The 10934-nt window shown below is 71.3% G+C and carries 8 protein-coding genes and 3 pseudogenes; 4 read left to right on the top strand and 7 right to left on the bottom strand.

Annotation, left to right across the window (positions count from 1 at the left end):
• Nucleotides 1-43 precede the first annotated feature (43 nt).
• Nucleotides 44-1888 (top strand): adenylyl cyclase, encoded by a 1845-nt coding sequence (locus OHA30_RS14240; protein ID WP_328914209.1) that lies wholly within the window; start codon nt 44-46, stop codon nt 1886-1888.
• Nucleotides 1889-1970: 82 nt separating this feature from the next.
• Here the strand turns inward: OHA30_RS14240 and OHA30_RS14235 are convergent.
• Nucleotides 1971-2189: pseudogene (locus tag OHA30_RS14235) on the bottom strand (helix-turn-helix domain-containing protein); the annotation flags it as partial.
• Between the two features lie 45 nt (nt 2190-2234).
• Between OHA30_RS14235 and OHA30_RS14230 the strand changes: the two are divergent.
• The 3 genes and pseudogenes from OHA30_RS14230 to OHA30_RS14225 all read left to right on the top strand — a co-directional run bounded on the left by OHA30_RS14230 (nt 2235) and on the right by OHA30_RS14225 (nt 4015).
• Entirely contained in the window at nt 2235-3206 is a 972-nt protein-coding gene (locus OHA30_RS14230) for an alpha/beta fold hydrolase (protein ID WP_328914208.1), read from the top strand.
• A gap of 28 nt (nt 3207-3234) precedes the next feature.
• Nucleotides 3235-3366, top strand: a pseudogene (locus OHA30_RS33975) (MMPL family transporter); the annotation flags it as partial.
• A gap of 16 nt (nt 3367-3382) precedes the next feature.
• Nucleotides 3383-4015: an MMPL family transporter gene (locus OHA30_RS14225; RefSeq protein ID WP_328917860.1), complete on the top strand. Its 633-nt coding sequence runs from the start codon at nt 3383-3385 to the stop codon at nt 4013-4015.
• Here OHA30_RS14225 and pdxS read toward each other — a convergent pair.
• From pdxS to OHA30_RS14195, 6 genes and pseudogenes are all read right to left on the bottom strand, one after another.
• A pseudogene (gene pdxS, locus OHA30_RS14220) lies at nt 3963-4878 on the bottom strand (pyridoxal 5'-phosphate synthase lyase subunit PdxS). The gene OHA30_RS14225 and the pseudogene pdxS overlap by 53 nt on opposite strands.
• Nucleotides 4879-4974: 96 nt before the next feature.
• Nucleotides 4975-6720, bottom strand: a complete 1746-nt coding sequence (locus OHA30_RS14215) for a GMC family oxidoreductase (RefSeq protein ID WP_328914207.1) — start codon at nt 6718-6720, stop codon at nt 4975-4977.
• A complete protein-coding gene (locus tag OHA30_RS14210) occupies nt 6717-7160 on the bottom strand; it encodes a gluconate 2-dehydrogenase subunit 3 family protein (RefSeq protein WP_328914206.1) in 444 nt (147 codons plus the stop codon). Before OHA30_RS14210 ends, OHA30_RS14215 begins: the two co-directional genes overlap by 4 nt.
• A complete protein-coding gene (locus tag OHA30_RS14205) occupies nt 7153-8178 on the bottom strand; it encodes an ABC transporter ATP-binding protein (protein WP_328914205.1) in 1026 nt (341 codons plus the stop codon). Before OHA30_RS14205 ends, OHA30_RS14210 begins: the two co-directional genes overlap by 8 nt.
• Nucleotides 8175-9230 carry an ABC transporter ATP-binding protein gene (locus OHA30_RS14200; protein WP_328914204.1) on the bottom strand — a complete coding sequence of 352 codons (1056 nt, stop codon included), beginning with the start codon at nt 9228-9230 and terminating at the stop codon, nt 8175-8177. Before OHA30_RS14200 ends, OHA30_RS14205 begins: the two co-directional genes overlap by 4 nt.
• Entirely contained in the window at nt 9230-10933 is a 1704-nt protein-coding gene (locus tag OHA30_RS14195) for an ABC transporter substrate-binding protein (protein ID WP_328914203.1), read from the bottom strand. Before OHA30_RS14195 ends, OHA30_RS14200 begins: the two co-directional genes overlap by 1 nt.
• Nucleotide 10934: the final 1 nt, after the last annotated feature.

Here is a 10934-nt window from a genome sequence, read left to right as displayed (position 1 = left end):
GGACCAGCCGCGGCCGTCCCGTCCACCACGTCCAGGGAGAGCTGTGTCTGTCATCCCCACTCGTCGTACCCTGCTGCGCGGCGCTGCCGTCGCCGCCGCGGTGCCGCTGGCCGGCGGCATCTCCGCCGGACAGGCCCTCGCGTCGTCCGCGTCGGCCTCGTCGTCGCACGGGCACGGAAACGATTGCGGCCACGGAGCCGCGCACCACGGAGCCGCGCAACTCGGCCCGAACGTCCTGGTCTTCGACCCGTCCATGGGCGACGCCGCGGTCCAGGCCAAGGTCGACGCCGTGTTCGCCAAGCAGGAGTCCAACCAGTTCGGCAGCGAGCGCTTCGCCCTGGCGTTCCGGCCGGGTACCTACAACATCGACATCAACGTCGGTTTCTACACCCACGTACTCGGTCTCGGAGCCGCCCCCGGCGACGTGGTGATCAACGGTCATGTCACCGTCGACGCCCAGTGGTTCGAGGGCAACGGCACGCAGAACTTCTGGCGCGCCGTGGAGAACCTGACCATCGTGCCGCCGGACGGCCTCAACCGCTGGGCCGTCGCCCAGGCCGGCCCGATGCGCCGGGTCCACATCAAGGGCAACATCACGCTGTGGCCGAGCCCGCCCGGCAACCAGTGGTCCAGCGGCGGCTTCCTGTCCGACAGCGTCGTGGACGGCTATGTCGAGTCCGGCTCGCAGCAGCAGTGGCTGTCCCGCAACAGCACCTTCGGCAGCTGGACCGGCGCCAACTGGAACATGGTCTTCGTCGGCGTCCAGGGCGCACCCGCCCAGTCCTTCCCGACGCCGCCCTACACCACCGTCGACCGTACCCCGGTCGTCCGCGAGAAGCCGTTCCTGACCGTGGACCGGCACGGCTCCTACCAGGTCTTCGTGCCCGCGCTGCGCCGGAACTCCACCGGCACCAGCTGGGCGCGCGGAGGGGCCGCCGGGCGCACCATCGGGCTGTCCAGCTTCTTCGTGGCCAGCCCCGGCGACTCCGCCACCGAGATCAACCGCGCCCTTGACCGCGGGCAGCACCTGCTGTTCACACCCGGCATCTACAACCTGTCCTCCACGATCCGGGTCACCCGGCCGGGCACGGTCGTGCTGGGCCTGGGCTACACGACGCTGCGCTCGACACACGGCAACACGCTGATCGAGGTCGCCGACGTCAGCGGCGTCACCGTCGCCGGCGTGCTCGTCGAAGCGGCCTCGGCGCACACCCCGGTGCTGCTGCGGGTCGGGAACGGGCCCAGTCGGCGCCGCCACGACTCGGACCCCACCGCGCTCTTCGACGTCTTCGCCCGGATCGGCGGCGCCATCGCCGGCGGCGCCGGGGTCAGTGTGCAGATCGACAGCAACGACGTCTTCGCCGACCACTTGTGGCTGTGGCGCGCCGACCACGGACTGGACGACACGGTCGGCTGGGCGGTCAACCCCGCCGACACCGGCTTCCTGGTGAACGGCGACCACGTCACCGCGTACGGGCTGTTCGTGGAGCACTACCAGAAGTACGAAGTGCTGTGGAACGGCGACGACGGCCGCACGTACTTCTTCCAGAACGAGCACCCGTACGACGTACCCAGGCAGAGCGCCTGGGTGCACGGCTCCACCAAGGGCTACGCGGCCTACAAGGTCGCCGACCAGGTCAGGGAGCACCATGCCTGGGGTCTGGGCAGCTACTGCTTCTTCAACCTCGAAGCCGACATCTACACCGACCGCGCCTACGAGGTCCCCGACACGCCCGGTGTCGTCTTCACCGACCTGATGACCGTGTGCCTCAACGGCCCGGGCGGCGGCGGCATCCTGCACGCCATCAACAAGGCCGGCGACCCGGTCCAGAACGGTTTCGGGACGTACAACATGAAGGCGTACAGCAACGGCAAGGCCGTCGTCTGACGCCTTCCACCACGCCACCGAACGCCGCGGGCGGACCCTTCGAAGGGTCCGCCCGCGGCGTTCGGCGGAGTCCTGGGCCGGGTCACGCCTGGAGGTAGGCCAGGACGGCCAGGACCCGGCGGTTGTCCTCCTCGGACTGCTGCAGCCCGAGCTTGGTGAAGATGCTGTTGCTGTGCTTGCTCACAGCCTTCTCCGTCACGAACATGCGGGCGGCGATTGCGGCGTTGGAGCGGCCCTCGGCCATCAGCGACAGCACCTCCCGCTCGCGCGGGGTCAGCGCCCGCAGCGGTTCGTCACCCTCGTGCCGGGCCACCCCCGCCGCGACCACAGCTCCCGGGAGACCATCATGACCGCAAAGATCCCGCGCTCGACCAGAAGCCGGCGCACGGCCATCGCAGTGGGCGTGGTCGCGGCCCTCACCGGGATCCTCGCCGGCTGCGGGCACTCCGGCACCACCGCGTCGCACTCCGCCGCGAGCACCCCGGCCACGACGACCGCCGTGAGCACCCCGGCCACGACGACGACCGGCGCCGCCCCGGCCGCCGGCACCGGCACCGACCCGACGCTGCACATGATCACCAACGAAGGACACCGACTGGCCTTCCACGTCACCCCCGGTCACCGGCCAGCGATCGTCCTGGACGCCGGTGGCGGCCTCGACTCCTCCTACTGGAAGGACATCGTCCCGGTCCTGGCGAAGAAGACCGGATCGGAGATCATCACCTACGACCGAGAGGGAATGGGCGCCAGCGACACGGTTCCCGGCCCGTGGAAGGTGCGGAACGCCGTCTCGGACCTGGAGACCGGACTCACCGAGCTCGGAGCCACCCGCGACGTGATCCTGGTGGCCCACTCCGAAGCCGGCGAGATCGCCACCTACCTCACCAGCCGGCACCCCGGCCAGTTCGCCGGAGCCGTCCTCGTCGACGCCGCACTGCCGCAGTTCAGCACCGACACCGAGATCGCCCGCGTGGCCGCGGCCACGCAGGCCCAGGTCGACGCGCTGAAGGGCCACCCCGTCACGAAGGCGGACCGCCAACTGCTGGCCGTCGCCCCCAACTACACGCAGGACCAGCACGCCTACCACCGCATGACGTGGCCGACCGGCGTCCCCGCCACCGTCATCGTCTCCGAGGAGACCCCGTTCCCGACCTCGGCGCCCGACGCCAAGGCATGGCGCACTGCCCAGGCCGAGTTCGCCGAGGCAGCGCCTAACCGGCACCTCGTCACGGCCGCCCACAGCTCCCACGACATCCCCGTCGACCGCCCCGACCTCGTCGAGGCGCAGATCGAAGCCATGGCGAACACCGTCGGCTGACCACACCGGCCCCCGGGTCACCCGCTACCGCGACGGCCTGCGGGACGGACTGCCACCACAGGACGCCGCCGTGCGGGTCCTGAACACCTCCGGACGCGCCGTCCTGTTCGCCGGCGGCACCGTGATCATCGCCCTGCTGGGCATGCTCGTCCTGCGGATCACCTCCCTGACAGGGCATCGGCATCGCCGCCGCCACGACCGTCCTGTTCACCCTCCTCGCCACGGTCACCCTGCTCCCGGCCATGCTCGGAGTCTTCGGCACCCGCCTGATCAGTCGCCGTCAACGCCGACGGCCGGCCGCCACCGGCCCGCGGGCCGCCCACGCCGGCAGCGGTTTCTGGGGACGCTGGGCCGGCCGCGTCGGCCGCCACAAGGCCGCGTTCAGCGTCGTGGCCCTGCTGGTCGTCGCCGTACTGTCCGTCCCGACCCTGTCGCTGCGGCTGGGCTCCGCCGACGCCGGCAACGACCCGGCCGGCACCACCACCCGCACCGCGTACGACACGCTCGCCGACGGCTTCGGCCCCGGCTCCAACGGTCCTCTGGTCCTGGTCGCTCCGCTGCACGGGCCGGCCGACGCGACTGCCTTCGACACCCTCGCCGCCACCATCCGCCACACCCCCGGCGTCGCTTCCGTGCAGACGGCACCGATTACCGCCGCGACCAGGCTGGGCGTCCTCGACGTCGTCCCCACCAGCGCGCCCCAGGACCGGGCGACCAGCAGCCTCATCCGCAGCCGGCCCCGGCGGTGGGGGCCGGTTACCAGCCGCGGTTGGCGTAGCGTTCGGATTCGGGGAGGGTGTCGCAGTTGATGCCGACCATGGCCTCGCCGAGGTCGCGGGAGGCGTCGGCGATGACCTTGGGGTCGTCGTAGAAGGTGGTGGCGCGGACGATGGCGGCGGCGCGTTTGGCGGGGTCGCCGGACTTGAAGATGCCCGAGCCGACGAAGACGCCCTCGGCGCCGAGCTGGCGCATCAGCGCGGCGTCGGCCGGGGTCGCCACGCCGCCGGCGGAGAACAGCACCACGGGCAGCCTGCCGAGGACGGAGACCTCCTTGACCAGTTCGTAGGGGGGCGCGCAGTTCCTTGGCGGCGGCGTAGAGCTCGTTGTTGTCCAGGCCCCTGAGGCGGGAGATCTCGTTCTTGATCTGCCGCAGGTGGCGGACGGCCTCGACGATGTTGCCGGTGCCGGCCTCGCCCTTGGAGCGGATCATCGCCGCGCCCTCGGCGATCCGGCGCAGGGCCTCGCCGAGGTTGGTGGCGCCGCAGACGAAGGGGGTGGTGAAGGCCCACTTGTCGGAGTGGTTGACCTCGTCGGCCGGGGTGAGGACCTCGGACTCGTCGATGTAGTCCACGCCGAGCGCCTGGAGGACCTGGGCCTCGACGAAGTGGCCGATCCGCGACTTGGCCATGACCGGGATCGACACGGCGCCGACGATGCCGTCGATCATGTCGGGGTCGGACATCCGGGCCACCCCGCCGTCCTTGCGGATGTCGGCCGGCACCCGCTCCAGGGCCATGACGGCCACGGCTCCGGCATCCTCGGCGATCTTCGCCTGCTCCGGGGTGACAACGTCCATGATCACCCCGCCCTTGAGCTGCTCGGCCATACCGCGCTTCACACGCGCGGTGCCGACGGCGGACCGGTCGACGGGGGCAGGGGTGTTGGTGGGCATGGAAGACCTCACTGAAGACACGGGGCTCCGGGGCTTGCCCCGGAACTTGCTGACAGGTGTGACGGGTGATGCCGGGTCATGACGCGTGATGCCGGGTCATGACGCCGGGCTCGCCTCGCCCGGGGGCGCCGGGCATCGTTCCGGCCGGGTCCGGTTGAGCCGGCCGATCAGGTGCCGGGTCGAGCGCACGGCAAGAGCCTCCACCGTCTCGGTGGGATTGACCCCGCCGCTGGTGGGGAAGGTGGAGGCGCCGAGCACCACCAGACCGGGCACCTCGTGGGCCTCGCCCCAGCGGTCGACCACTGACGTTCCCGGGTCGTCTCCCATCCGGGTGCCGCCGTACGCGTGCGTGCTCACCGGTGTGGGCCCGGTCGGCAGGTGCCAGGTCTCGGCCGCGCCGGCGGCTGTCAGCCATTCGGCCGCCCGGTCGAGCAGGAAGCGGGTCTGGCGCACTTCGTTGTCGAAGTACCGGTAGGTGCTGCGGATCCGCGGCACGCCGTCGCGGTCGCGCGCGACCGGATCCAGGTCGAGGACGTTCTGCTCGTACGGCAGGACATCGGGCAGCGTCCACACCCACCCGATCGAGTGGGCGTTCTCGTGCAGCCAGCGCTTCCACGCGCTGCCCCAGCGCGGTACCGACGGAGGGGTCCACAGGGCGTTGAAGATCGCCTTGTTCTCGGCCGGTGTCATCAGCACGGACCCGCCGATGAAGCCGAGACCGCTGTGATCGATATGGTCCGCGTCGAACTCGGTGACCGCGGCCGACTGCGCCGCGGTGCCGCCCCAGCGCTTCAGGTCGCGGCCGGGAAAGACACCGAGGGTCATCGGGAAGCTGTGGGTCATGAAGTGCCGGCCGACGTTGCCGGCGTTGTTGGCCAGCCCGCGCGGGAAGGCGGGCGACGCCGACAGGAGCAGCAGCCGTACGTTCTCGTAGGTGTAGGTCGCGAGCACGACCGCGCGGGCCGGCTGCCGGTAGGCGGTGGCGTTCTCGATGAACTCCACGCCGCGGACGGCCTCGTCCTCGTCGGTGAGGACACGGGTGACCCGCGCACCGGTACGCACGGTCAGGGCGCCGCCGCGCTCGGCGTCGTCCAGGCCGTGCAGGGTGGGCAGGGCCTTCGCGCCGTACCGGCACCCGTTCCAGGTGCACGAACCGCAGTAGACGCAGGCGCCGCGCCCGGCGTACGGCTGGGACCGGATGGACGCGGGAGTGGGGAACGGGGACCAGCCCAGTCCGTGCGCCGCCTCGCCCATCATCCGCGAGTACCCGGTCTGCCGAAGGGGTGGCAGGGGGTAGGGGCCGCTGCGCGGGCCCTCGTACGGGTTGCCGCCGGGCTGCGGGCGTCCGGCGATGTTGCCGGCCTGGCCGGAGATTCCGTAGCGGGCCTCGACCTCGTCGTAATAGGGGGCCAGCTCGGTGTAGTCGAGCGGCCAGTCGACCAGGGTGGAGCCGGGCGGTACCGCGCCGGCGCCGTACCGCCGGCGGACCGCGCTCAGGCTGACGAAGTTCCACGGCGACAGCCGCCAGCTCACATTGGTGGAGTGGACCTTGGACCCGTCCACGCCGTTCATCATCAGCAGGCCGCGTGTGCCCGTCGCCGGTACGGCCTGCTCGGCGGGCGAGCTCCGCACGGTCGGGATCTCGTGGTTGGCCTTGGCGTCGCCGAGGACGTTGCGGCTCTCGTGGCTGATCTCGTCGGGGGCGAATTCGCCGGGGCCGTGCCGGGGTCCGGCTTCGAGCCCGACCACGCTCAGCCCCGCGTCGGCGAGCAGCGTCGCGGACAGTCCGCCGGCGGCGCCGAGGCCGACGACGACCACGTCACAAGGGGGAAGGACGATCACTGTGCCCCCTGCTGCGCGGCGGTGAACGGCCGTCCGGGCGGCGTGTATCCGATGAGGTCCCAGCCGATCCGGTCGCGGTTGCCGCCGTGCACCGGGTCGCCGAGGAAGCCCTCGACGGTGTGCTCACGTACCGTCTCGACGAAGTCGGCGAGCGGCCGCGACCGCCCCCAGCGCTGGAGCAGTTCGTCCTGGCGGGGCGGGTCCAGCTCGGCGAAACGGTGGCCGGTGCGGCGCAGCGACTCCTCGTCGATGGCGGCCAGCCCGGCGCGGTAGCGGTCGGCCCGGGATGCCAGCGCCCCCCGCAGCGCCGCGACGATGTAGTCGTCGGCGCCGGCCTCGACCGCACCCGGGCCGAGTTCGTCGGCGGGGATCAGACGCGACACCACGGCCCGCAGCGCGGCGCGGGCCTCGGGTTCGAGCACCGGGCGGGGCTCACTCATCGGCGGGACCTTCCGGCTCGTCGGCGGGGCCTTCCGGCTTGTCGGTGACGCGCATGCAGGCGACGGACCGCGCGTCGTCGTGCGGGAGCAGCCGTTGGGGTGTGTCGGCGCACTCCGCGACGCTGTCGGGGCAGCGGGGGACGAATGCGCACCCGCCGCTCGCGGCCTCGCTGCGCGGGTGCGGCGGCGGTTGCGCCTCGGCGCGGACGCGGCTGCCCACCCGCGGCTGCAGAACGGCCGAGAGCAGGGTCCGGGTGTAGGGGTGGGCGGGTGCTCGCAGGACTTGCTCGGCCGGCCCGGACTCCACCACCGAGCCGAAGTACATCACCGCGATCTCGTCGCTGACCGCGGCCACGGCGCCGATGTCGTGGGAGATGAACAGGTAGCTCACGTCCAGGTCACGTCGCAGCTCGTTGAGCAGGTCGATGATCTCGCCGCGGGTCATCCAGTCCAGCGCGGAGGTCGGCTCGTCGAGGACGATCAGCTGCGGGCCGCTCGCCAGCGCGCGGGCGATGCTGACCCGCTGGAGCTGCCCGCCGCTGAGCTGGCCGGGGAAGCGATGTCCGAACGACTCGTCCAGCTGCACACGCCGCAGCAGCTGCCCCGCGCGGTCACGGGCCGCGTCGGCGGTGTACCGGCCGCTCAGCAGCATGGGCTCCTGAATCGACGTCAGCACGCGCAGCCGCGGGTTGAGCGAGTCGTACGGATCCTGGAACACCATCTGTACGCGACCGCGCAGCGTGGCCGCGGCGTGGCGCGGCCGCACCGGTGTCCCGGCGAAGTCCACCTGCCCGGAGGTGGGGACGGTCAGGCCGCAGATCATCCGGGCCAGCGTGGTTTTTCCGCTGCCGCTCTCCCCGACGATGCCGAGGCAGCGGCCCTGCTCAAGGCGCAGTGTCGTCGGGTGCACGGCCACCGAGCCGCCGCCGCGCCGCCGCGCGTGGAAGACCTTGGACAGCTCGCGGGTCTCCAGCAACGCGGTCCGCTCAGGGCCCGTCCGCGTATCGATCGCGCTCATGTCTGCCTCTCATCCTGTTCTGCCTCCAGCCGGTCCAGCTCGGCCGTGCGCGCGCACCGCGCCGTGTGGCCCGGCCCGACCGGTGTCAGCGGCACCCCCGAAAGGCATGCCTCGGCCTGCCAGGGACAGCGGAAGGCGAACTGGCACCCGGGCGGCCGCGCGGCCAGATCGGGCGGTGCCCCGCTGACGGCGCGGCGGGAGCGCGAGGTGTGCGCTTCCAGGTCGGCGGCCGCGAGCAGCCCGCGCAGATACGGGTGCGCCGGGGCGTCGAACAGGGCGCGGGTGCTGCCGGTCTCGACCACCTCGCCCGCGAACATCGCCGTGGTCGTGTCGGCGTAGTTGGCGACCACGCCGAGATCGTGGGTGATGAGCAGCAGTGCGACGCCGGCCTCGGTGACCTGCTCCCTCAGCAGGTCGAGCACTTCTGCCTGCACGGTGACGTCCAGCCCGGTCGTCGCCTCGTCGGCGATCAGCAGGCGCGGCCGGTCCAGCAGCGCCATCGCGATGACCACTCGCTGGGCCTGGCCGCCGCTGAGCTGGTGCGGGTAGTCGTGGCAGCGCCGGGCCGCGTCCGGAAGCCGTACCGAGTCCAGGGTCTCGACTGCCGCGGCCCGGCTCTGCTTGCGCGAGGATCCCGTGCGCGCCCGGTGCACCAGCGCCAGCTGGTCGCCGACCGTCATGGTGGGCACCAGGGCTGTGCGCGGATTCTGCACGATCATCGCCACGTCGCGGCCGCGGATCGCGCGCAGATGGTCCTCGTCGCACGTGGCGAGGTCGGTGCCGTCCAGCATGATCGATCCGGCGGTGCGCCGGAGCCCGTCGGGGAGCAGTCCGAGCACCGACCACGCGGTCAGCGACTTGCCCGCGCCCGTCTCCCCGACCAGCCCGTGCACCTCCCCCGGCGCGACCGCCAGGTCGACGCCCCGGACCAGGGGGGTGCCGGTGGCCGCGACCTCGATGCTCAGGCCGCGGATCTCCAGCAGACCGTGCTTGCCGTCGGCGGCGCCGGGTGCGGCGGCGCGGCCGGGCGCGCCCAGGGACTCCACGGGCATCACTCGGCCCCGAGGTAGGTGCCGGACCCGTGGGCCGGCAGCAGGTACTCGGTCAGGAACACGCCGTGCGGTACCCAGCTGAGATTCGTCAGTTCGGTGCTGAACGCCTCGTGCTGGCCTTCGTTGCAGATCGGGATCCACGGCAGGTCGTGGTCCATGATCTTCTGCGCCTCCGCCTCGCCCGCCAGGCGGGTGGCGGTGTCCAGTTCGCCCGAGAGCTGCGTGGCCAGTTGCTGGATGGCGGAACTGTCGTAGTGGACGACGTCGTTCGGCGTGTTCATCTTGGACAGGAGCAGGTCGTAGGTCGTCGTGGGGACCACCCAGGCGTAGGTGTTGTGCAGGAAGGCCGACAGGCCGCCCTGCACGGCCGCGGCGGTGAACGCGGCCGGCGGCATCTTGTCCAGCGTCACCGTGATGCCCAGTTCGGCCAGGGACGTCTGGACGGCGATCGCCACCTGCTCGTGCTGCGGGTTCGTCGCCGTGTAGCTCAGCTTCATCGTGGCGCCGTGGGCACCGGCTTCTGCGACCAGTGCCTTGGCCTTGGCGAGGTCGGTGTCGTACGTCCAGAACTCGTCGCTGTATCCCTCGTACGCGGGCACCTCAATGCTCTTCAGGGGTGTGGCGTACCCGGAGTAGACCTTGCTGATGATCTGGGCGTACGGGATCGCGTAGGCGACCGCCTGCCGCATCCGCACGTCGTTCCAGGGTCTGACCTTGTAGTCGAGCAGGAGGTACAGGCCGAAGTTGCCGGGGGCCGACTGGACCTGGAGCTTCTTCGACGCGGTGACCTTCCGCAGATCCTCGTACTGGAGCGCCCGGGCCGCCCCGACCGTGCCGTTGAGGAGCAGGTACAGCCGGTTGGACGGGTCGGGCACCTGCTGCCAGGTGACCGTGTCCAGGTAGGGCGCGGTGCCGTAGTAGTCGGTGCGGCGCTGAATCGTGAACGTCGAGCCGGGGTTCCAGGCCGTGATCCGGTAGGGGCCGTAGCCGGCGGCGTTGCGGTTGAGCCACTTGGCCCCGTAGGGGTCGGCCGCGGTCTGATGCTTCTTCAGTTCCGTGGTGTCGAACGGGCGTGACCACGCGGTCGTCATCACCTGGAGGAACATCGGCGCCGGACCGTCGGTCTCGAACACCACGGTGTACTTGCCCTTTGCCTTCACCGAGGCGATCTTCGCGATCTTCGTCTTGAAGAAGGCGCCGATGTTCTTGCGGCCGGGGGTGTAGACGTTCCAGAGATATTCGATGTCGGCGCTGGTGAACTCGTTGCCGTACGGGCTCTTGACCCCTTGTACGAGCTCGAACTGCCAGGTCGTCGGGCTGGTCTGGGTCCAGGACTTGGCCAGGCGGGGCTCGAACTCGGTGGCGATGGCCTCGCGGTGTCCGTCCGGGGAGGACTTGAACTTGAACTCGATCAGGCCGTCGTAACAGCACAGTATGGTGCTCTGCGATTCGACGTCGCCGAGTGTGGGTCCTTCCAGGTCGCCGGTGAGCGGGGTGTTCGGCGCGGCGACCACGAGGGTCTTGCCGCCCGGTTTGCCGGTCGCGGAGTTCGTGCTCGACGGCGATGTGCCGGCGCACGCGGCCAGCAGCAGTCCGCCGCCGGCCAGCAGTCCGCCTTGAAGCACCGAGCGGCGGCTGGCGCCGGACAGGGCATCGGCGGCGATCTCCCGGGTGCGCTTGCTCTGGAGGAATTCCTGCTCCATG

Source organism: Streptomyces sp. NBC_00223 (assembly GCF_036199905.1).
Classification (GTDB): Bacteria; Actinomycetota; Actinomycetes; order Streptomycetales; family Streptomycetaceae; genus Actinacidiphila.
The sequence above is the reverse complement of the archived record's forward strand: the minus strand, read 5'-3'. Positions and strand labels throughout refer to the sequence as shown.

Bases quoted from the DNA above. Each gene is read 5' to 3' on its own strand.
- OHA30_RS14230 (WP_328914208.1), top strand. From the start codon at position 2,235: ATGACCGCAAAGATCCCGCGCTCGACCAGAAGCCGGCGCACGGCCATC.
- OHA30_RS14195 (WP_328914203.1), bottom strand. From the start codon at position 10,933: ATGGAGCAGGAATTCCTCCAGAGCAAGCGCACCCGGGAGATCGCCGCC.
- OHA30_RS14205 (WP_328914205.1), bottom strand. From the start codon at position 8,178: ATGAGCGCGATCGATACGCGGACGGGCCCTGAGCGGACCGCGTTGCTG.
- OHA30_RS14200 (WP_328914204.1), bottom strand. From the start codon at position 9,230: ATGCCCGTGGAGTCCCTGGGCGCGCCCGGCCGCGCCGCCGCACCCGGC.
- OHA30_RS14210 (WP_328914206.1), bottom strand. From the start codon at position 7,160: ATGAGTGAGCCCCGCCCGGTGCTCGAACCCGAGGCCCGCGCCGCGCTG.